This window comes from Pseudomonas sp. F01002 (assembly GCF_004402115.1).
Lineage (GTDB): Bacteria > Pseudomonadota > Gammaproteobacteria > Pseudomonadales > Pseudomonadaceae > Aquipseudomonas > Aquipseudomonas frigoris.
In genome coordinates, this window is the sequence record NZ_SOPU01000026.1 from 67,834 (window position 1) to 90,480 (window position 22,647).

At 60.0% G+C, this 22,647-nt stretch carries 15 protein-coding genes, 1 tRNA gene and 1 pseudogene; 9 read left to right on the forward strand and 8 right to left on the reverse strand.

Features of this window, described 5'->3' with window-relative positions:
• Window positions 1-129: 129 nt before the first annotated feature.
• Entirely contained in the window at window positions 130-2,667 is a 2,538-nt protein-coding gene (locus E3W21_RS22445; RefSeq protein WP_134421888.1) for a DUF3141 domain-containing protein, read from the forward strand.
• A 24-nt stretch (window positions 2,668-2,691) separates the two neighbouring features.
• Here E3W21_RS22445 and E3W21_RS22450 read toward each other — a convergent pair whose 3' ends face one another.
• On the reverse strand, window positions 2,692-3,729 hold the full coding sequence (locus E3W21_RS22450) for an AraC family transcriptional regulator (RefSeq protein WP_134421889.1): 1,038 nt from the start codon (window positions 3,727-3,729) through the stop codon (window positions 2,692-2,694).
• A 494-nt stretch (window positions 3,730-4,223) separates the two neighbouring features.
• Between E3W21_RS22450 and phbB the strand changes: the two genes are divergently transcribed.
• From phbB to E3W21_RS22475, 5 genes are all read left to right on the forward strand, one after another.
• Window positions 4,224-4,970: an acetoacetyl-CoA reductase gene (phbB, locus tag E3W21_RS22455; RefSeq protein ID WP_129444160.1), complete on the forward strand. Its 747-nt coding sequence runs from the start codon at window positions 4,224-4,226 to the stop codon at window positions 4,968-4,970.
• A 57-nt stretch (window positions 4,971-5,027) separates the two neighbouring features.
• Window positions 5,028-6,206 (forward strand): acetyl-CoA C-acetyltransferase, encoded by a 1,179-nt coding sequence (locus E3W21_RS22460; protein WP_134421890.1) that lies wholly within the window; start codon window positions 5,028-5,030, stop codon window positions 6,204-6,206.
• Window positions 6,207-6,303: 97 nt separating this feature from the next.
• Window positions 6,304-8,007 carry a class I poly(R)-hydroxyalkanoic acid synthase gene (gene phaC / locus E3W21_RS22465; RefSeq protein ID WP_134421891.1) on the forward strand — a complete coding sequence of 568 codons (1,704 nt, stop codon included), beginning with the start codon at window positions 6,304-6,306 and terminating at the stop codon, window positions 8,005-8,007.
• A 532-nt stretch (window positions 8,008-8,539) separates the two neighbouring features.
• Window positions 8,540-9,049, forward strand: coding sequence for an antitoxin Xre/MbcA/ParS toxin-binding domain-containing protein (locus E3W21_RS22470; protein ID WP_134421892.1), 510 nt, complete (start codon window positions 8,540-8,542; stop codon window positions 9,047-9,049).
• Window positions 9,046-9,534, forward strand: a complete 489-nt coding sequence (locus E3W21_RS22475; RefSeq protein ID WP_134421893.1) for an RES family NAD+ phosphorylase — start codon at window positions 9,046-9,048, stop codon at window positions 9,532-9,534. The genes E3W21_RS22470 and E3W21_RS22475 overlap by 4 nt, the downstream gene beginning before the upstream one ends.
• A 10-nt stretch (window positions 9,535-9,544) precedes the next feature.
• Here the strand turns inward: E3W21_RS22475 and E3W21_RS22480 are convergent.
• From E3W21_RS22480 to fdnG, 7 genes are all read right to left on the reverse strand, one after another.
• Window positions 9,545-9,640, reverse strand: a tRNA-Sec gene (locus E3W21_RS22480).
• 6 nt (window positions 9,641-9,646) lie between these two features.
• On the reverse strand, window positions 9,647-11,554 hold the full coding sequence (selB, locus tag E3W21_RS22485; RefSeq protein ID WP_134421894.1) for a selenocysteine-specific translation elongation factor: 1,908 nt from the start codon (window positions 11,552-11,554) through the stop codon (window positions 9,647-9,649).
• Window positions 11,551-12,975: an L-seryl-tRNA(Sec) selenium transferase gene (gene selA / locus E3W21_RS22490; RefSeq protein WP_134421895.1), complete on the reverse strand. Its 1,425-nt coding sequence runs from the start codon at window positions 12,973-12,975 to the stop codon at window positions 11,551-11,553. Before selA ends, selB begins: the two co-directional genes overlap by 4 nt.
• Before the next feature lie 77 nt (window positions 12,976-13,052).
• A complete protein-coding gene (fdhE, locus tag E3W21_RS22495) occupies window positions 13,053-13,979 on the reverse strand; it encodes a formate dehydrogenase accessory protein FdhE (RefSeq protein WP_134421896.1) in 927 nt (308 codons plus the stop codon).
• A gap of 6 nt (window positions 13,980-13,985) precedes the next feature.
• Entirely contained in the window at window positions 13,986-14,639 is a 654-nt protein-coding gene (locus E3W21_RS22500; RefSeq protein ID WP_134421897.1) for a formate dehydrogenase subunit gamma, read from the reverse strand.
• Window positions 14,636-15,571, reverse strand: coding sequence for a formate dehydrogenase subunit beta (gene fdxH / locus E3W21_RS22505; protein WP_134421898.1), 936 nt, complete (start codon window positions 15,569-15,571; stop codon window positions 14,636-14,638). The genes E3W21_RS22500 and fdxH overlap by 4 nt, the downstream gene beginning before the upstream one ends.
• Entirely contained in the window at window positions 15,572-18,637 is a 3,066-nt protein-coding gene (fdnG, locus tag E3W21_RS22510) for a formate dehydrogenase-N subunit alpha (protein ID WP_166793861.1), read from the reverse strand. It abuts the gene before it with no gap.
• 289 nt (window positions 18,638-18,926) lie between these two features.
• Here fdnG and E3W21_RS22520 point away from each other — a divergent pair, with 289 nt between their 5' ends.
• From E3W21_RS22520 to E3W21_RS22530, 3 genes and pseudogenes are all read left to right on the forward strand, one after another.
• Window positions 18,927-20,081, forward strand: a complete 1,155-nt coding sequence (locus E3W21_RS22520; RefSeq protein ID WP_134421901.1) for a MalY/PatB family protein — start codon at window positions 18,927-18,929, stop codon at window positions 20,079-20,081.
• A gap of 180 nt (window positions 20,082-20,261) precedes the next feature.
• Window positions 20,262-21,116 (forward strand): annotated as a pseudogene (locus tag E3W21_RS22525) (SDR family oxidoreductase); the annotation flags it as partial.
• 99 nt (window positions 21,117-21,215) lie between these two features.
• Window positions 21,216-22,559: a sodium:proton antiporter gene (locus E3W21_RS22530; protein WP_129444188.1), complete on the forward strand. Its 1,344-nt coding sequence runs from the start codon at window positions 21,216-21,218 to the stop codon at window positions 22,557-22,559.
• Window positions 22,560-22,647 lie beyond the last annotated feature (88 nt).

Below are 22,647 nucleotides of genomic sequence, written 5' to 3' on the forward strand. Positions count from 1 at the left end.
CGCAAAATAAACTTTGCTCATGCCCTCCCTATTCGCTATAAACTCCAGTCTGTCGAACGGCCAGCCTAGCCCTCTTTAGCTAAAGGGTTCAGATGCGCAGGTTCTCATGCATAGCGTCAGGAGATCACAATGGGTCAGGAAGTTAATATTGCGCTGCAAGATGAAAAGCTCTCCGAACCCGCCGGCTTGTTCGAGCACCTCAATCATCTGCAACGACTTAATACCCGTAACGTCCTCGACGCCGTGCAGAAGCGCCAGGCGAAAACCTTCGCGCCTTTAAGCCTTGGGCAACTCAGACAGCCGACGCCCGCTGACTGGCAGGAATACTTCACGGACCTCGGACAACGCAGCGTGTTGTTCTGGGATACCTTGCGTCAGCGCGGCGACAACACCCTGGCCCACGAGCGCGCCGGGTATCCGCTGCTGCTCAAGTTCAATCATGAAACGCTGGTCGCCGGTGAAGACCTGCCCCGCCCGGTCAACTATTCGTTGTTGCAAATCCTCGGCGGCCCCGGTCAACAGATCGACAGCAAAAAACAGCCGGTGATCATCATTGACCCCCGCGGCGGTCACGGCTCGGGGATCGGCGGGTTCAAACAGGATTCGGTTATCGGCGAAAGTTTGAGAGCCGGCCACCCCACCTACTTTGTCTCCTTCAGTCACTCGCCACGCCCTGGGCAAACCCTCGCCGATATCACAGAAGCCCAGGCGCGGTTCATCGAAGTCGTCAGCGCCCGACATCCCGACAGCACCAAACCCGTGGTAATCGGCAACTGCCAGGCGGGCTGGGCGTTAATGGGCCTGGCCGCCACCCGGCCGGAGCTGCCAGGGCTGATCATTGTCAATGGTGCGCCGTTGTCGTACTGGGCCGGTGTCAATGGTCGCAATCCGATGCGCTACACCGGTGGTTTGCTGGGAGGTGGCTGGATGGCGCGCCTGGGGAGCGACCTCGGTAATGAGCGTTTCGACGGCACCTGGCTGGTCAGCAATTTTGAAAACCTGGACCCGGCCAACACCTATTGGGGCAAGTACTACCACCTGTTCAGCGAAGTCGACAGCGAGGCCGCACGCTTTCTGGATTTCGAACGCTGGTGGGGCAGCCCGACCCTGCTCAATGGCGAAGAGATCGAGATGATTGTCGACGACCTGTTCATCGGCAATCGGCTGTCCGGCGGCCTCGGTCGCAAGAGTAGCGGGCTTGACCTCAAACTGATTGAAGTGCCGGTGGTGGTGTTCTGCTCGTATGGCGACAACATCACCCCCCCGCAACAGGCACTGGACTGGATCTCCGACGTCTATCCAAGCGATCTCGCGTTGCAAAATGCCGGACGCACCATCGTGTACCTGCGGCACGCGAGCATCGGTCACCTGGGCATCTTCGTGTCCGGTGAAGTGGCGCGGCGCGAGCACCGTGAATTGCTCGGTGCAGTCGATGCGATCAATGCGCTGTCAGCCGGGCTGTATGAAATGCTGATCGAAGACCTGCCGGAGAATTCGGCGACGCCGTATGCCGTGCGTTTCGAGCCCCGGCGTATCGCCGACATCCATGGCCAGGTGCAGCCGCCCCGTGATGACGATCGCGAATTTGCGCTGGTCCAGCGCGCGTCCGATATCAACAACAGTGTGTACGACGAATTCATACGCCCGTGGTTGCGTCAGCTGATCAACGAACCAAGCGCCGAAATGTTGCGCCGGGCGCACCCTTTCCATCAGCAGCAAGTGGCCTGGAGCAGTTTGAACCCGGCGCTGTGGTGGCTGGCAGGCAGTGCCGCCCAAGTGAGCAAGGATCGCCACCCCGCCAGCCAGAACAACCCGTTGCTGGTCTGGCAGGAACTGTTTTCCAACCAGGTGCAGGACGCCTTGAACGGCTATCGGGATCTGCGCGATGCGGCTCAGGAAATGTGTTTCTACGGCGTGTATGGCGTACTCAATAGCCTCACCGGCAATGCACCCGGGCGAAATTTGCAGGAACATGCCGAGCAGCACGACAAGGTCCTGATCGAGCGCCTGCAGGATGCCCTGCCCCTTGGCGGTCTGATGGAAGCCTTGATACGGATCCTGTTCCTGCTGGGCCGCGACAGCGACACGTCGGGCAAGGAAAGCGTCGAAAAATTGATCCTGCAACTGCAGGTGCTGCTCCAGGACTACAGTGCCAAACCGCTTGATTTGCGCGAAACCCTGCGCCTGCAAAAACTGCTGGTCGCCACCCATCCGCAAGAAAGCCTGCACAGCCTGCCCTTGATGCTTGCCGAGGTCGAAGAGCGCCAGCAAGTGCTGGCGGCCGTCGCCAATTTGCTGCCGGAACTGCTGACCAGCGGCGCAGACAACCCATTCTGGTGTGAGCTGCACACGCTGCTGGACGTGCCGCTGCCGGGTTTCAGCCTGACCCAACCACCCGGTGAAGCCGATGCCATCGAAGAGAAAGTCCCGGCGATAGCTCCAGAGACGGTCAAGCAGGAAGCCCCAGTGGTCATCCCTGAGCCAATCAAGCAGAAAGCCCCGGCGGTAACCCCAGAGCCAATCAAACAGAAAACCCCAGCGGTAATCCCCAAGCCAATCAAGCAGGAAAAAACCGCAGTGGCCCCTGACCCCGTCGCCAAGGTTGCGAGTCCAGTGCGCAAACCTGCCAAGGGCAAGAAAGGCGTGAAAAAACCTCCGGTGAAATAACGTCGAACGCTGACGAGGACCGCGTCAGACCGGCGCGACCTCCTCGATTTCAAGCGATTCATCGGCCCGATACTGACCGGGTGTCATGCCAAACCAGCGGCTACAAGCTTTGTTGAAACTGCTGTGATCATGAAAACCAAGGAGATAGGCGACATGCTTCATGTTGAAGTGAGAATGACGCAGGTAAAAATCGGCCAGTTGCCGGCGCACCGCGTTCTGCACATCCTTGAATTGCGTCCCTTCTTTTTCCAGCGCGCGTTGCAGCGTCCGCTTGCTGATGTTCAATGCCGCCGCGATCGACTCCATGTCGCACTGTCCATGGCCCTGACTCAAGCGCTCGGTAAGCAGCGCGCGAATCCTGCCGACGATGCAAAAACCAAACAGCAGGTCCAGTTGCGCCTCGGCAAAACTGTCATGCAGCACTGCCAACGCTTCGTTGGCCATGCTCAACGGACGGAGCAGCTCCTGCCCGTCAAACAAAATGCTGTCGTAAGCCGCGTCGAAACGCAGGTCGCAGCCAAACAAACGTCGATGCTCGGTGGTGTCTTCAGGTTCGGGATAGCTGAACTCCACGCTCAAGGGTTGCGGTGAGTTGCCGCCCGCCAGCTTACGGCAGAAGCCCAGCAATGAAGCCAGCGCTGCATCGGTGTATTGGCGAGGTTTGACCGAGCCTTTTTGTTGATGATCGAGGCCGGAAAGTCGGTAATTCTGCTGTTCCGATGTAAAGAAAAGGCTGAATCCGGTGCCGATCAACGGACTGAAACGGACCAGTCGTTCAAGGGCTTTTTTCAGATTCAGGCTGGACATCATGGTGTAGCCGACGATCTGAAAGCTGCCGGGGTGGAAACTTCCATAGGCCCTCAAGCCAATGTGCGGATCACCCGAGGCCTGAGCGGCCAGATCCCATAGTCGATAGATAGCCCTTCGCTCGCAAAACGCTCCTGGTTTGTTCGCGAGCTTCATGTCTAGTTCAGCCTCCTGACACAGACTGGCAACATCCAGTCCTTGAGCCAAGAGCGTATTTACCAGCACGCTGGCATAGCCTGAACTCATTCTATACATGGCGTCCTCAATGACCTGTGGAACCGAACATCCTGTCCGGAGCCATGACTGATCTGCGATGAATCAAATACTAACGGGTGGTTCAGTTGCCAATATTGATCCCAGTATAGGTACTCCTGACTTTTAGCCACTATTTCAGGGCATTCGTCTCACCCTGTAGCAGCTGCCGAGCCCGCGAGGCTGCGTTCGAGCCGGGGTCGCGCTCGACCGAAGTCCTCGCAAATCCGGCGTACGCGGTTTGGCTGAAAGACCACGGTGTCCGGTTTTACGACTGCTTCGTCCGAACGCGGCCCGAGCCGAACGCAGCCTCGCAGGCTCGGCAGCTGCTACACGAACGCTTCGAGGCGACGACAGCAGTGTCGAATAGTTCTATTTCATTTCGTGCATGGCACCGTTGGACACCAGACCGTCACCTCTCAACACTTCCGCACACCCCGTCTATGCCGAACAATCCCCCCATCTTGCAACGCAAAATACAAAAAGGAAGAGAGCATATGAAGTCGCTTGGTCGTATTGCGTTGGTCACGGGTGGTATGGGTGGGATTGGCACTGCGATAAGCCAACGCCTGTACAAGGAAGGATTCAAGGTCATCGTGGGCTGTAGCTCAGATTCCTCCCGCAAGAAAGAATGGATGGCGAGCCAACTGGAGGCGGGTTATCAATTCGAATGCATCTACGGCGACATCACCGATTGGGAATCAACGCGCAAAGCGTTCGAGATGGCTCGCGAGCAGTACGGCCCGATCGATGTATTGGTCAACAACGCCGGCATCACACGTGATGCTTCCTTTCGCAAACTGACGCCCGAAGACTGGAACGCGGTCATCGGCACCAACCTGAGCGGCCTGTTCAACACCACCAAACAGGTGATTGAAGGAATGTTGGCCAAGGGTTGGGGACGGGTCATCAACATCTCATCGATCAACGGTCAGCGCGGCCAGTTCGGCCAGACCAACTACAGCGCGGCCAAGGCCGGCATCCATGGTTTCACCATGGCCCTGGCCCGGGAAGTGTCCGGCAAGGGCGTGACCGTCAATACCGTCTCCCCAGGCTACATCCAGACCAGCATGACCGCGGCCATCCGCCCGGACATTCTCGACACCATGATCGCGGCCACACCGGTCGGGCGCCTCGGCCAACCTGAAGAAATCGCTTCCATCGTGGCCTGGCTGGCTTCCGATGAATCAGCCTATAGCACCGGGGCCGACTTCTCGGTCAACGGCGGCATGAACATGCAGTAGACCTGTCAGGGCAAGGACGCCCTGCTTTCGCTCGACAAAATCTTAATGAGGTCACGCATGAACGAAGTCGTAATCGTTGCCGCTACTCGTACCGCCATTGGCAGTTTCCAAGGTGCCTTGTCCGCGATTCCAGCCACCGAACTGGGCGCGGCGGTCATTCGCCGCCTGCTGGAAGAGACCGGTCTGGACGGCTCGCAGATCGATGAAGTGATCCTCGGCCAGGTACTCACCGCGGGCTCGGGGCAAAACCCGGCACGCCAGACGGCGATCAAGGCCGGCCTGCCCCATACCACCCCTGCCCTGACCCTGAACAAGGTCTGCGGCTCGGGCCTCAAGGCGGTCCAGCTTGCGGTCCAGGCCATCCGTTGCGGCGACGCTGAATTGATCATTGCCGGTGGTCAGGAAAACATGAGCCTGGCTCCCTATGTGCTGCCCAAGGCCCGCACCGGTTTGCGTCTGGGTCATGCGCAACTGCAAGACAGCGTGATTCAGGACGGTTTGTGGGACGCTTTCAACGACTACCACATGGGCATCACCGCCGAGAATCTGGCAGAGAAGTACAGCCTCAGTCGCGAAGACCAGGACGCTTTCGCCGCGGCCTCGCAACAGAAAGCCGCTGCTGCCATCGAAGCGGGTTACTTCAAGCGTGAAATCACCCCGATCCTGATCCCTCAGCGCAAAGGTGAGCCGCTGGTCTTCGACACCGATGAACAGCCGCGTCCGGACAGCACGCTGCAAGCGCTGGGCAACCTCAAACCCGCGTTCCAGAAAAACGGCAGCGTGACCGCCGGCAACTCGTCGACCCTCAACGATGGTGCCGCCGTGCTGTTGCTGGCCAGCGCCGCCAAGGCCAAGGCCCTCGGCTTGCCGGTGCTGGCACGCATCAAGGCTTACGCCAGCGCTGGCGTGGACCCGTCGATCATGGGCATCGGCCCGGTGCCGGCCACCCGCTTGGCATTGACCAAAGCCGGCTGGAGCCTGGACGACCTCGACCTGATCGAAGCCAATGAAGCGTTCGCCGCGCAATCACTGGCAGTCGGCAAAGAACTGGGTTGGGACACCAACAAAGTCAACGTCAATGGCGGCGCGATTGCCCTGGGTCATCCGATCGGTGCATCGGGCGCGCGGATTCTGGTGTCGCTGTTGCACGAGCTGATTCGTCGCGACGGCAAAAAAGGCTTGGCTACGTTGTGCATCGGTGGCGGCCAGGGCGTCAGCCTGGTCATCGAGCGCTAGAAACACAGGAGTGTTTGCTTAAGTTGCTGACGCGGCGCCGAAGTCCGGCGCCGCGGTTTTTTTTCTGCCCGGTTTACGTAAGTGGGCAAGGAGCTCCATGGACAATAACGCGCATACCTTCAACACCTTCTGGTCAGGCCAGGTTCCGTTCATTGCCTCCTTTGCAGTGCAACAATTACGTCTCTGGGTCAGTAGCAATCCGTGGTTTACCGGCCAGGAATACAACGAGTGGTTTGACCTGCCGCGCGGCACCCTGGACAGCCTTCAATCGGATTACCAACAGCAATGGGGCGAACTCGGCCAGCAACTGCTGACCGGTCAGCCATTCAGCTTCGACGATCGACGTTTTTCCAGCGGCAACTGGAGCCAGCCACTGTTCGGCTCCCTCGCCGCCTTTTATCTGCTCAACGCAGAGTTTCTGCTGAAGCTGCTGGACACGTTAGCGATCCCGGACAAAAAACCGCGCCAACGCCTGCTCTATCTGGTGGAACAAGCCATCGCCGCCGGGGCGCCGAGTAACTTTCTGGCCAGCAACCCCGATGCGCTGCAACGTGTCGTCGATACTCAGGGAAGCAGCCTCCTCACCGGCCTGTTGCACCTGGCCAGCGACCTGCAAGAAGGCAAGATGCGCCAGTGCGACGCCGGCGCCTTCAAAGTCGGTGTCGATCTCGCCAACACCCCCGGCGAAGTGGTGTTCGAGAACGAACTCTTCCAGCTCATCCAGTATTACCCGCAAAGCGAAACCCAGTACCAGCGTCCGGTGTTTGTCGTGCCGCCGTCGATCAACAAGTACTACATTCTCGACCTGCGCCCGGACAACTCGATGGTTGGCCATTTGTTGAAACAAGGGCACCCGGTGTTTCTGATGTCGTGGCGCAACTTCGACCAGGAGCACGCTGGCACCACCTGGGATGACCTGATCGAAACCGGCATCATCAAAGGCCTGCAAGTGACCCGCGAAATTAGCGGCGAGCAGCGGCCCAATTGCGTCGGCTTCTGCATCGGCGGCACCCTGTTGAGTTCGGCGCTGGCGGTCCTGGCGGCGCGCGGTGACCGCGAGATTGGCAGCGTGAGCCTGTTGACCACCTTCCTCGACTACCTCGATACCGGCCCCATCGACATCTTCGTCGACGAACAATTGGTGGCCTACCGCGAGCGCACCATCGGCGGCCAAGATGGCCCCATCGGCCTGTTCAAGGGCGAGGACATGGGCAACACCTTCTCGCTGCTGCGCCCCAATGACTTGTGGTGGAACTACAACGTCGACAAATACCTCAAGGGCCAGAAACCGATCCCTCTTGACCTGCTGTTCTGGAACAACGACAGCACCAACCTCCCGGGCCCGATGTATTGCTGGTATCTGCGCCACACCTACCTGCAGAACGACCTGAAATCCGGTGAGCTGGACTGTTGCGGGGTCAAGCTGGACCTGCGCGCCATCGATGCTCCGGCGTACATCCTCGCCACTCATGACGATCACATCGTGCCGTGGAGAAGCGCTTACGCCAGCACCCAGTTGCTCTCCGGGACCAAGCGTTTTGTGCTGGGCGCATCAGGGCATATCGCCGGGGTGATCAACCCGCCGGCCAAGGAAAAACGCCACTACTGGACCAACAACCGGGTCACCAAAAACCCGGAAACCTGGTTCAAGAACGCCGAGCAACATCCCGGTAGCTGGTGGAATGACTGGTTCGTCTGGCTGGCTGAACAGTCTGGCGAACGCCAGCCCTCGGTGCTGCATACCGGTAACGCCCAATACCCGGCGATTGAGTCGGCGCCTGGGCGTTATGTGATGCAGTGATCGACAACCCTGCACGGCGAAAAACTCGGCTCTGTGGTAGTGCCATTTCAGCAACAACGCCTGTTTTGTAGCAGCTGTCGAGCCTGCGAGGCTGCTTCCGACTGCGAAGCAGTCGTAAACCCTGTGTATGCGGTGCGTCTGACGCACCGCAATGTCTGACCTTGCGGCTGCTACGCAGCCGGACGCAGCCTCGCAAGCTCGACAGCTGCTACAGCGCCGAACGGGGTGGAGCAGCATTCCGGCAAGCCCCCTCGCCACAGAGGATCGTGACTACTCAGATGGAACGCGCGATCTTGACTGTGTGGATTTGGCGCTAGCGCGGGTCCCACAAGTGGTGTCGAAAATCAAAAAATAGAGGATTTGTCCCACAAGTTTTTCGGGTTGGCCGTCGGACGCGCGACGTTTAACGTGGTGGCTCAAGTCAGGCAAGAGAGAGAGCGTCTGGCGCCCGGCAGGCTTGGTCAAACTCAATTGCGCAGGTTGCGACAGTTGGCGCTATGATTACGTCAAATGTCGTATGGAGGTAATCGGTATGCCCGCCGCGAATCAAGCAGACAAGCCTACCGTCAAATCCACAGGAAAAGCAGTCGTAGCGACGGAGACAAAAAGTGTCACCCGAAAGCCGACTGAGGTGCTGTTACATGGCCGCGAAGGTGATACGCGCATGTTGATCATCCGATACACAAAGGAAGGCTTTGACCTGAGCGACGTCAGGGACATGCTTTCTATATCCGATCTTTACATGGCGCACGGCCTTGTTCAGCGCATTACAGGGAAGTCCCTCAGGACTGTCCAGCGCTTGGCGAAGGAGACCAAACCAGTGCGGCTAAACCAACAACAAAGTACAGTCGCCTTCCAGTATGCGCAGGCCCTGGAGCACGCCATCAACGTGTTTGGCAATCAGCAGTTGGCTGAGGATTGGTTGAAGAAACCCTGCAAATACCTGGACGGAAATATCCCGCTGGAGCTGATCGACAACTCGCTTGGCTTCCAGGTAGTCGAGGACTATTTGACCCGGATTGAACACGGGGTTTATCAATGAATCCTCTGCCCTGGGATGGGAAGTGGCACGCTTGGCGCCTTGACCGCGAGGTCTTCAAGGACACGTGGGACAGTGGCATTGGTGCGCAGCAATCCGGTGGTCGTTGGAACCCTCCCGGCCGCCGGGTTATTTACGCTTCGGCCGACCCGTCCACTGCCATTCTGGAAGTCGCAGCCCACGCAGGCTTCGATACGCTGGATATGGTGCCTCACGTGTTGACGTGCTTCGAAGTGCTGGATTCGAATTTCATCAAGGTTGTTCAGCCCGATGATGTGCCGAACCCGAATTGGCTCATCCCGTCTCAACTCTCGCCCAATCAGCAGCTGTTTGCTGATGAGCTACTGGCCGAGCATCCCTTTCTGCTCATCCCGTCTGCGGTTACCCGTCATTCGTGGAATCTATTGGTGAGCTGCGACTTGGCCGCGGATCAATTCAAACTTGTTTCTCAGGAACGCTTTGGGCTGGATACTCGGTTGCTCAAGTGAAAGGAAAAATTGGCGGAAGGCAGCCGGAGTCGAACCTGCCCGGGAACGGATGCCGTCCCCAACCGGGTTTGAAGCCCGGCCGCGCCACCGGGCGCGATTGCCTTCCTTGAAGTCAGTGCTCGGTGCCTTGGGCCAAGGCATTGTCGAGGCGGATATGGCGCTTGTCGCCAAACCGTCGCGTCAGGCCGATCCGGTCGAAATATTCGAGAATCTGGATGCTGCGCTTGCGACCCAGGCCCACTGCATCACGAAACGCCGTGACCTGAATCACCGGGTTTTGCGCGGCCAGTTGCACAAGCATAGCCGTCAATCGACGGATCATCGTATCGGTGTAGAACAGGTCACGGACGACTTGATGCACTAATCCCAACCTCGCCATTTTGCACAGCAGCAAGCGCACGGCCGCCTCGTCATGGTCAAGGTCACGCACCCACAGCGGATCAAAACCAGCCTGTTCAAACAACGGTTGCAAGTGTTGCCACAGGGCTTCGTCGTCTTCGCTCAACCGCACCTGATGATCGGGCAAATGCAGCCATGGCCCGCTGGCGGCAATGACCCCGCTGGCGAGTAACTCGTCGAGCAGGCTGATGAACGTCGGACGGTCCAGCGCTGTGCCGGTGAACCGCCGCAGGCGATCCCGGTCCGGGCCCATTTGATCCGGTTCCAGTTGATGAAAGCGTGCGAGGTGTTCCAGCAATGGTGCTTTCAGTGCTTCCCAGCGGACAGCACTGAACAGTAATGGACCTTGGCGGGTGTCGATCAGGCGCACGTCATCGGGCAAAACCCACGTGTTGCGGGGGCGGTTGAACTGACGCTCCAGACGCTGCGGATCGAGCCCGGTATCGCTGTTGGCCAATAACGCCGGCAGGCTGTCTTCCAACTGATTGCATGTGGCGAGGGCGTGTAGCTGCGCCAGCCGCTCGGGGCTTCGGCGTTGTCGGGTCGGTGCAAACGGGTCGAGCACCCGCGCGCCGCCGAGGGTGCGTTGGGCGCTCTGGTCACGCAGGATCAACGGATCGCCCTTCACCGCCTGCACCGGCGCATTCAGCAGCAGTTGCGCAAACATCCGTTCACCTGGCGCCAGGCGGGCGCCTTCCAGCAACGCCACCCGCCCGGTCACATCCTGAGTCCCCATGTGAACGTGCACAGGTTGGAAGTGCTCGAAGGCTTTGGGTTCGCTGGCTAATAATTGCAGGTCGACATCCACTCGCTGGGTCGGCGCGTACAGCCACTCGGCCAGCAACCAGTGACCGCGATGAATCTGCTCCAGGGCCAAGCGTTCGGCACTCAGGTTCAACGCGACTCGCTGTCCGGCCATTGCGACTTCGGCGGCCCGGTTCTGTGCATGCAGGCCGCGCACACGCACGGGTTTGCCCTGCGGGCCGAGCATCAGCGTATCGCCCACTGCCACCACGCCAGACAACGCAGTGCCGGTCACCACGATACCGACGCCGGCCACGCTGAAGGCGCGATCGATCGCCAGGCGAAAACCACCGGTGGTGCTGCGTTGAACGACTTCACGCTGCGCCTTGAGCAAGGCTTGTCGCAGGGTCTCGATGCCCTCCCCGGTCACACTCGACAGCGCAATCTGCGGCGCGCTTGCATAGGGGCCCGGCGCGAGCAACGTCTGGATCTGATCGCGAACGGCTTGCACTCTGGACGGTTCGACGCGGTCGCATTTGCTGATCGCCACCATTGCCCGAGGGATGCCCAGCAGTTCAACGATGGCCAGGTGTTCGCGGGTTTGCGGCATGACGCCGTCGTCGGCCGCGACCACCAGCAACACCAGATCAATGCCCTGAGCCCCCGCCAACATGTTGTGGGTGAAACGCTCATGACCGGGCACATCGATAAAACCGGTCAGGGGCGCTTGCGGTTCCAGCGCCGCGTACAGGTAGCCGAGGTCGATGGTCATGCCGCGTTCACGTTCTTCCCGGCGACGGTCGCCGGCCTGACCGGTCAGGGCCTGGAGCAAGGCGGTCTTGCCGTGGTCGATGTGCCCTGCGGTGCCGACGATCACTCTGCGGCTCCTGCAATTTGATCGAGTTGCGCCAGCCACGCCGGCTCATCGTCCAGTTGCCGCAGGTCCAGCCACAACGCATCGTCATCAATGCGCCCGAGCACCGGAATCGGCAACGCACGCAGGGCCGCCTCCATACTGTGCAGCTGTCGTCCGCGAAGACGCTTGGACGCGTGCGGTCGCAGGCATAAAGCCGCACTCGGCAATCGCGCCACCGGTTGGCTGCCACTGCCGATCATACTCAGCGCCGGTACCGCGCTGACGCTCCAGCCGTCGCCCAAGACTTTGGCCAGCGAGGGTTGCAGGCGCTCAGCCAGCGCGAGGATGTCCGCCTGGGGTCGGGTCAGCAGACGCAAACTCGGCAACCTCTCAGCCAATCGATCAGGGTCGCGGTACAGGCCCAACACCGCTTCGAGGGCGGCCAGGGTCAGTTTGTCGACCCGCAAGGCGCGTTTGAGTGGATTCTTCTTGATCTTCGCGATCAGGTCTTTGCGGCCGACAATCAACCCGGCCTGGGGGCCACCCAGTAACTTGTCGCCGCTGAAGGTGACGATGTCGGCGCCATCGCTCAGCGCCTGGCGCACCGTCGGTTCGGCGGGCAAGCCCCAGCGCGTCAGGTCCAGCAGGCTGCCGCTGCCGAGGTCTTCAAGCAATGGCAAACCGTGTTTATGCGCGAGTTGCGCCAACTCGGCGGTCGGCACCCGAGCGGTGAAGCCTTCGATGTTGTAGTTGCTCGCATGGACGCGCATCACCAAACCACTACGGGGGCCGATGGCCGCCTCGTAATCGCGGGCATGGGTGCGATTGGTGGTGCCGACTTCGTGGAGCCTGACCCCGGCTCTCGCCATGATGTCGGGAATGCGGAAGGCGCCGCCGATTTCGATCAGTTCGCCCCGGGAAATGATGCCTTCCTTGCGCGCGCCCAGGCTGTTGAGCGTCAGCAACACCGCTGCGGCGTTGTTGTTGACCACCGTCACCGCCTCGGCGCCAGTCAACTCGCGGATCAGGCCTTCGATCAGATCGTCACGGTCGCCGCGCTTGCCGCTGTGCAGGTCGAATTCCAGATTGAGTGGATAACGGGCCGCCCTCTGCACGGCGTCGATGGCTTCCTCCGGCAACAACGCTCGCCCCAGATTGGTGTGCAGCACTGTGCCGGTGAGATTGAACACCCGGCGCAAGTTGCTACGATGCTGGGTGGCCAGGCGTTCACCCGCCCTGCCCGCCAACACTTCAGGCGTGATCTCAATGGCGTCGAGTTCCCCTGAAAGCACCTGTTCACGCAAGTCATCCAGCAATTGCCGCAAATTCGCCAACAACGCGTCACGCCCATAACGCTCGGCCAGCGGTTGGCAGGCGGGATGGCGCAGCAGACTGTCGATGGAAGGCAGCCGCAGAGTTTGGCTGGCGGATCTGGAGGACATCAGGCGCTCCTGATTACGAATGATCGTAGCGCCTGAGTGTAGCCGCAGAGTTCAAAGGCAGAGCTCAAAGGGGTAGCTCAGCCACCTCCGGGTGCAAGCAGAAGATTAGGCGCTGGACGCTGGTAGCCTTCCTGCTCCAGGCGCATGTCCAGCAGCAGGCTGGTCAGGTCGGTCGAGAGCGCTTCAGCTTCGGCGTCGTTTTCCAGGTAAAGCAGTTTCAGGTAGCTGCCGCAGCCAGGACAGACCTCCGCGCGTAACGGTGCCTGATTGGCGGCGTAGCGGTCGTCATCGAGGCTGACGTATTCAAGGCCTTTGCTCTGTTCGCAATACACGCATTTGACCCGCACAACATGCCATTCGCAGGCACACAGCGAGCACACCAGATACCGCAAGCCGTTGTACTTGCTGCGATGGCGAATCACCCCGGCCATGGCCGGCGAACCGCAGGCCGGGCATTGGCTGAGACTGTCGCCGGGTTTCAGCGCAAGGTCCGGTGTACTCAGCAACCAATGACTCCAGGCCACCTGCAACGCCGCGCCGAGAAACGGCACCACGGCGGCGGGCAGCAAGGCGAACTGGCCGCTGACCAGCGCAATTGCCCAGGCCTTGAGTTGCCCGACGTTGGCGCTGCGCAAGGTCGCCACGGCTTTTTCCACGGCTGGTTGCGATTGTGGCTGGTAACGCTGCAACAGCGCTTCGAGGTACGGCAGCCAATCGTCCTCGCGCACCAGACTGTCGGCGGCGAACGGCGGCAAGCCGTGTAGCTGGCACACGCGCAGGCGTTCGGCATCGGGCATGGCGGCCACGGGTGGATCGTCCATCAGACCCTGCTGCACGTGGCATAGGCCGGTCACCAGCCGCAGGTAATCGGCCAGTGGATGGCCGACGACCAGACGCTCTAGGCGCAAGGCGCGCAAGGTGAACAGGTTTTTCGGAGGCAGGTAGAGAAACGGCGGTGAACTCGCCGCCGCTTCGATCTCGCCAGGCTCAAGAATCGTCGCCAAGGGGGGTTATCCTTTTTTGCTGATCGGCCGGTCGGGGTGCTCGTCGCGGGTCACTTCGCGGTACCACAGTTCATGGTGTTTTTTCGCCCAGGCGCGGCTGACCCAGCCATGCAACATGGCGTTGACCGAGCCTTTGATCCAGATGCCGGCGTAGATGTGAACGATGATGCTCAGCACCAGGATTAAACCCGCCAACGCATGCAGCAGCATGGCCCAACGAATGCTGGTGATGCCGAAGTACTCGCTGAAATACGCGCGCCAGATCACCAGCCCGCTGAACAGCAGCACCAGCATGCAGGCCAACAAGGTCCAGAACAGCAGCTTCTGCCCAGGGTTGTACTTGCCGATGGGCGGCACGCCCTCCTCCTCGTTCTTGATCACCCGCCCGACTCGCCTCAGCCACAACCGGTCGTTGCTGATAAAGAAGTTCGCCCGCCAGAAACGGATGACCAGTCCAAGGAACAGCACGAACATCACCACGCCCATGAACGGATGCAGGATGCGCGTCCAAGGCCCGCCGCCAAACAGGTTGCTGAGCCAGAACAGCGCCGGGTGGAACAGCGCCAGCCCGGATAGCGCAGCCATGAAAAACAGGATCGCCACCAGCCAGTGATTGGTGCGCTGATTGCTGGTGTAACGAAGGATCGGTTTGTCGTTCATGGCCTGTCCTCCCCCTTCGGATCATAGGTATGCACCGATGGGTCGATTTCATGCACGGCGGGATCGGGGATGCTCGGGTGTTCGTCCTCCTCGACCAGCTGCGGCCCGATGCGCACGTAGTGGAAGAACCCGGCCAGCACCGCCAAGCCCATGGCCAGCAACTCCAAGGGTTTGCTCACGCCTTTCCACAGTTCCACCAGCGGACTGATGGTCGGGTGGTCCGGCAGACCGGCATACAACCGGGGCTCATCGGCATGGTGCAGCACATACATCACGTGAGTACCACCGACGCCTTCCGGGTCGTACAAGCCTGCGTGTTCGAAGCCACGGCTCTTGAGGTCGACGATCCTTTCGGCCGCATGGTCTTTCATATCGTCCTTGGTGCCGAACACAATGGCGCCCGTCGGGCAGGTTTTGACGCAGGCCGGCTCCAGCCCCACTGCCACGCGGTCCGAGCACAACGTGCATTTGTAGGCCTTGTGATCTTTTTGCGAGATTCGCGGGATATTGAACGGGCAACCGGTGATGCAATACCCGCAACCGATGCAATGGTCCTGGTCGAAATCGACGATGCCATTGGCGTGCTTGATGATCGCTCCCGGACTCGGGCACGCCGCCAGGCAACCGGGCTCGGCGCAGTGCATGCAGCCGTCCTTGCGAATCAGCCACTCCAGATTGCCGGCGTCGGTTTCGTGCTCGGTGAAGCGCATCAAGGTCCAGGTTTCTGCGGTCAGGTCTTGAGGGTTGTCATAGGTGCCGAGGTTGTGGCCGACCTCGTCGCGCAGCTCGTTCCATTCCGAACAGGCGACTTGGCAGGCCTTGCAGCCGATGCACTTGGTGGTGTCGATCAGCTTGGCCACTTCCTCCTGGTCGCGTACCGAGGACGGGACGGTCGTGGTGGCCGAACGGGCGATGATGTCTTGGCTGGCCATTTAGACTTTCTCCACGTTGACCAGGAATGACTTGGATTCCGGGGTCTGAGTGTTGCCATCGCCGAGGAACGGCACCAAGGTGTTGGTCAGGTAACCGTGACGCGTGAGCCCGGTAAAACCCCAGTGCAGCGGGATACCAATCTGGTGCACCACCTGATTGTTGACCTGCAGCGGACGAATCCGCTTGGTCACCACCGCCACCGCTTCTATATGTCCGCGCTTGGAACTGACACGGACCCGGTCGCCGGCCACGATGCCTTTCTCCTTGGCCAGCACCTCACCGATCTCGACGAACTGCTCGGGTTGGGCAATCGCATTGAGCTTGCAATGCTTGCTCCAGAAGTGGAAGTGCTCGGTCAGCCGGTAGCTGGTCGCGGCATATGGATAGTCCTTGGCCACGCCTAAGGAATCCCATACCGAATCGAAGATCCGCGCCGCCGGGTTGCTGGTGGCTTTCTTGTTTTCCGGGTGCAACGGGTTGATGCCGATCGGCGTTTCGAACGGTTCATAGTGCTCGGGGAAAGGTCCTTCATTCATCTTGTCGACGGCAAAGAACCGCGCCACGCCTTCGGGGTTCATGATGAACGGATTCATCCCGGCTTCCGGTGGCGAGTCGGCCTTGAAGTCCGGCACATCCGTGCCGCCCCAGACTTTGCCGTTCCACCACACCAGACGTTTTTTCTCGTCCCACGGCTTGCCTTGCGGGTCGCACGAAGCGCGGTTGTAGAGAATCCGTCGGTTCGCCGGCCAGGCCCAGGCCCAGCCCTGATGTTGTTTCATGCCGTACGGGTCGCTGTTGTCGCGCCGGGCCATCTGGTTGCCCGCCTCAGTCCAGCTGCCGCAGAAAATCCAGCAACCGGAAGCGGTGCTGCCGTCGTCCTTGAGCTGGCCAAAACCGGCCAGTTGCGCGTTGCCCTTGATCGCCGCGCCGGTCGCGTCAGTGAAGTCCGTGGTGGCATAGCCGTTGATTTCCTTGGCCAATTCTTCCGGCGAAGGCTCCTCGGCGATTTTGTACGGCCAGGACAGTTTGAGGATCGGCTCGGCATAAGCGCCGCCGTTGGCCTGGTAACGCTGGCGCAGACGGATAAACAGCTCGCTCATGATCCGCACATCGGTGCGCGCTTCGCCGGGGCCGTCGGCACCTTTCCAGTGCCATTGCAGCCAGCGGCTGCTGTTGACCAGCGAGCCGTCTTCTTCGGCGAAACAGGTGGTGGGCAGGCGAATCACTTCGGTCTGGATGCCAGCGGTTTCAACGTCGTTGTACGGCCCGACATTGCGCCAGAACTCCGAGGTTTCGGTGGACAGCGGGTCCATCACCACCAGCCACTTCAGCTTGGCCAGCGCCGCCATCACCCGGTTCTTGTCAGGCAACGCGGCGATGGGGTTGAAGCCCTGGCACAGGTAGCCGTTGACCTTGCCCTGGCCCATCAGGTCGAACACTTTCAGGATGTCGTAGTTCGGGATGTCCAGTTTCGGCAGATAGTCATAAGCCCAGCGGTTTTCGAGCGTGGCATTCGCGCCGTACCAGGCTTTCATCAGGCTGACGTGGAACTTGCCGTAGTTTTGCCAATAGGACAGCTGCCCCGGACGCAACGGCATTTGCGTGCGCTTGGTGATGTAGGCGGTGTAATCCTGCTCGGCGTCGCCCGGCAGGGTCAGATAGCCCGGCAGCGAATTGGACAGCAAACCGAGGTCGGTCAGCCCCTGGATGTTGGAGTGCCCGCGCAAGGCATTGACACCCCCGCCCGGCATGCCGACGTTGCCCAGCAGCAATTGCACCATGGCCGCGCTGCGAATGATCTGCGAACCGATCGAATGCTGCGTCCAGCCCAGCGCATAGAGAATCGTCATGGTCTTGCCCGGTTGCGAGCAGGTGGCGATTTCTTCCCAGATCTTCTGCATGGCATCCACCGGCATGCCGCAAATCTGGCTCGCCAGTTCGATGTTGTAGCGGCTGTAATGCTGCTTCATCAATTGATAGACGCAGTGCGGATCTTGCAGGGTCGGGTCGACCTTGACGAAGCCGTCTTCACCGAGTTCATAACCCCAGCCGGACTTGTCCGTGTAGCTGCGTTTGGCCGCGTCGTAGCCGCTGAAGATTCCGTCCTCGAAGCCATAACCGGCTTTGACGATGAACGACACGTCGGTATAGGCGCGCACGTACTCGTGCTGGATCGTGTCTTCAGTCAGCAGGTAATTGATCAGGCCGCCCATGAAAGCGATGTCGGTGCCGGTGCGAATCGGCGCGTAATAGTCGGCCACCGAGGCGGTCCGGGTAAAACGCGGATCGACCACGATCAAGCGGGCCTTGTTGTGCGCCTTGGCTTCGGTCACCCATTTGAAGCCGCACGGGTGCGCTTCTGCTGCGTTGCCGCCCATCACCAGGATCAGATTCGCGTTGCCGATATCGGTCCAGGTATTGGTCATGGCACCACGGCCGTACGTCGGGGCAAGACTTGCCACCGTCGGGCCGTGTCAGACACGCGCCTGGTTATCGAACCCCAGCATGCCGAGACTGCGAATGACCTTGTGGGTGATGTAACCCGCTTCGTTGGACGCCGCCGAGGCCGCGAGGAAACCGGTGGTCAGCCAACGGTTTACCATTTGGCCCTGGGCATTCTTCTCGATGAAGTTGGCGTCGCGGTCGGCCTTCATCAAGTCGGCGACGCGATCGAGCGCTTCATCCCAGGAGATGCGCGTCCACTCGGTGGTGCCAGGTTTGCGCACCTCTGGGTATTGCAGGCGACCGGGGCTGTGAATGAAGTCCAGCAAGCCGGCGCCTTTGGGGCACAGGGTGCCGCGGTTGACCGGGTGGTCGGAATCGCCTTCGATGTGGATGATGTTTTGCGCGACGTTCTTGGCGGCATCGCCCTGGCTGTACATGATCACGCCGCAGCCGACCGAGCAGTACGGGCAGGTGTTGCGGGTTTCATGGGTGTGGGCAAGCTTGAAGTGGCGCACCTGCTCGGCGAAGGCAGTCGCGGGGGCCATGCCCAGCGCGCCGAGGCTCGAGCCCGCAAGGCCGATACCAGCGACCTTGAAGAACTGACGACGGTTGAGGTCCATCGTGCACTCCTGTCAGGGGGAGACCCGGTACTTTTGCCGGGTTTTTCTGGACAATCACGGTTGTGGCAGTCTGGCTGCCGACATTTAAAACTGTAGACAATGTTAGAACTGACTGTGTGAAAACCGACCATCGGGCAATACCTTGTGGGAGCGAGCTTGCTCGCGATGGCGGTGGGTCATTCAACATCTATGCAAGCTGAGCCACCGCTTTCGCGAGTAAGCTCGCTCCCACAGGGGCTTGGCGTTTATCATGACTGTCGGATTTACCCTGCCCTTTATGAGACTGAGCATGACTTTCGATTTTGATCAGGTGTTCGACCGCCACAACACCGGCAGTACCAAATGGAGCCGTTACCAGGCCGACGTATTGCCGATGTGGGTGGCCGACATGGACTTCTCCGCACCGCCGGTGATCATCCAGGCCCTGCAAAAACGTCTGGAACACCCGATGCTCGGCTACAGCGTGGCCCAGGATGACTTGCGCGATGCCATCGTCGCTGACCTGTGGAACAAGTACGCCTGGCGCGTATTGCCTGAGGAGCTGATTTTCTTGCCGGGCGTGGAGTCGGGTTTCAACATGGCGCTGAATGCGCTGGTCCAGCCGCAGCAGAACGTCGTGGTTCAGGTCCCGAACTACCCGCCGCTGCGTCATGCGCCGGGGCACTGGGGTTTGAACAAGGTAGAACTCGAATTCGACGCGTTGGCGGACGGCACTTACGCCACGCCACTCGATGCCCTGAACCAGGCGCTGACCGGTGGCGGTGCGCTGCTGCTGAGCAACCCGCACAACCCGGTGGGCAAAGTTTTCCCGCGAGAAGAACTGCAAGCGGTCGCCGACATCTGCCTGGAGCAGGATGCCTGGATCATCTCTGACGAGATTCATGCCGAGCTGTGTTTCGACGGGCGTGTGCACATTCCGACGGCCTCCCTGAGCCCGGAAATCGCCAAGCGCACCATCACGCTGATGTCGGCGAGCAAGGCTTACAACATTGCCGGTCTGAAGACGTCTTTCATGATCATTCAGGACTCGGCGTTGCGTACGCGGGTCAACCACGCCCGCTGCGGCATGGTCGACAGCGTCAACCCGTTGGGCATGGAAGCGACTCGTGTCGCCTACAGCGAAGGCGGCCCTTGGCTGGCCGGGCTGAAGGCGTATCTGCAAAGCAATCGGGATTATCTGGTGGAAGCGGTCAACACACGACTGCCGGGTGTGACCATGAATATCCCGCAAGGCACGTATCTGGCGTGGCTCGATTGCTCGGCGCTGGGACTGGATAACCCTCAGCAGTTTTTCCTTGAGCAAGCCAAGGTCGGGTTGAGCCCTGGTCTGGATTTCGGCGATAACAGCAAACAGTTCGTGCGCCTGAATTTCGGCTGCCCGCGGGCATTGCTGGAAGAAGGCATTGCGCGGATGGAGCGTAGTTTGCTCAATCGCAAAGCCTGAATCCAGATCAAAAGATCGCAGCCTTCGGCAGCTCCTACGCGAAATTGCGTACACCCTGTAGGAGCTGCCGAAGGCTGCGATCTTTTGATTTTTCGCGACATGAAATCCAACCGAACTCAAGGCAAAACACCAGGGTCAACCCTTTGACTCTTCTGCCTTGCGAACGGAGATTTCCCAACGACTGCCTATCCCAAACCACCCTTCCCGAAACAGGCCCAGCCAGTCCCCGGTTCCCAAAAGAAAATGGACCCGTACCCCGACTGTGGCGAACAAAGCTACAAGGGCTCAGGCCGACTGGACGGCAAGATCGCCCTGATCACCGGTGCCGACAGTGGCATCGGTCGCGCCGTAGCGATCGCCTTCGCCCGTGAAGGCGCGGATGTCGCCGTCGCCTACCTCAATGAACATGAAGACGCACAGGAAACCGCACGCTGGGTCGAACAGGCCGGACGGCAGTGCCTGTTGCTGCCCGGTGACCTGGCGCAGAAAGCGCACTGCCAGGCCTTGGTGGACAAGACGGTCGAGCGCTTCGGCCGGATCGATGTGCTAGTTAACAACGCGGCGTTCCAGATGACCCATGAACACTTCGAGGACATCCCGGACGAAGAATGGGTGATGACCTTCGACGTCAATATCACCGCCATTTTCAGGCTCTGTCAGGCCGCGTTGAAGCACATGAAACCCGGCAGTTCGATCATCAACACCAGTTCGGTCAATTCAGACATGCCCAAACCCACCCTCCTGCCTTACGCCACGACCAAAGGTGCGATTGCCAACTTCACCGCTGGCCTGGGGCAGATGCTGGGGCCGAAGAACATTCGGGTGAATTGCGTGGCACCGGGGCCGATCTGGACGCCGCTGATTGTCTCGACCATGCCCGATGAAGAAGTGCAGAACTTTGGTGGGCAGACCCCGCTCGGCCGGCCGGGTCAACCGGTGGAAGTGGCGCCGATTTATGTGTTGCTGGCCTCGGATGAGGCCAGTTACATCACCGGACAACGGTACGGGATTACCGGCGGCAAACCGATGCTTTAAATTGAACCTGCCAGCATTTCCAGAACTCCACATTTTATAGGCCCTCCTTTGGCGGGCCTTTCGATATCTGGAGCAGCACGCACCCGACGAGTACCGAGCATGAGCTTCATTTTATGGGTGGCGGTGTTGGGTGCCGTGCTGCTGACACTGGCACTGACGTCGTCGTACCTGCGCTGGATGCCGGTGACTACGTCGGCGGTATGCCTTGTGCTGGGTGTGGCGATCGGGCCAGCGGGGCTCGGGCTGTTGAAACTGGACACCGATAATGCGTCCACCTGGATGGAGCACCTGACGGAAGTCGCAGTGCTGTTTTCGTTGTTTGTCTGCGGTTTGAAGTTGCGCTTGCCGTTCAAGGATAAAAACTGGCGCATTGCCTACGGCCTGGCCGGTCCGGTCATGGTGCTGACCATTTCCGGCGTCAGCCTGTTGCTGCATTACGGTTTCGAATTGTCCTGGGGCGCGTCCGTGTTGATCGGTTCGATTCTGGCGCCCACCGACCCGGTGCTCGCTGCCCTGGTACAAGTCAACGACGCCCGGGATGACGACAGCGTGCGCTTCGGGCTGTCGGGTGAGGCCGGGCTCAATGACGGGATCGCCTTCCCGTTTGTCATCCTCGGCCTGCTCCTGGTGCAGCACGACGGCAACCCCGGCTGGCTGAGCGATTGGGTGCTACGCAGTCTGTTGTGGGCAGTCCCGGCCGGTTTGCTCACCGGCTACTGGATGGGACGCGGTATTGGCCGCCTGACCTTGTTGATGCGAATCCAGAATGACGACAGCACCCTTTCCCCGAATGATTATCTCGCCCTCGCCTTGATTGCCCTGGCTTATGTCGGGGCCGAGTCGATTCACGGTTACGGCTTTCTGTCGGTGTTTGCCGCCGGTCTGGGCTTGCGTCACGAAGAAGTCAAATCCACGGGCGACGACGAACTTCCCGCCGAGCATCTCGTTCAGCCTGTTGTGGGACATCAGAACGTCGAGCCGCAAGACGCCGTTCATGGCGATACCGAGAACCTTGAAGACACCCAGGTCGCCGCGGGAATCATGATGGGCGACATGCTCGCCTTTGGCAGTCTGGTGGAACGGGCCATGGAAGTGTTTCTGGTGACGCTGCTCGGCGTGGTGCTGATGGCGCATTGGGACTGGCGTGCGTTGCCGATCGCCGGCGTGTTGTTTTGCCTGATACGACCGCTGAGCGTCATCGCCATGCCTTGGGGCAATTTGCTCAACGGGCGCCAGCGAATGTTGATTGGCTGGTTCGGCATACGCGGCATCGGCAGTCTGTATTACCTGTTTTATGCCCTGAACCACGGGCTGGGCGCGTCGATCTCAACACTCTGCATGGATCTGACCTTGTCCGTGGTCGCGCTCAGCATCCTCATCCACGGGATCAGTACTCAACCGATCCTGGCTCGATATGAACAACATAAAAAACAGGATATTTGATTTGAGGTCTGTGCGTTCAGGGTCGGAATTATCGAATTTTCACGTTCATAAATTTGAAATTCTTCGCGACCCGGCCAGTCACAACTCT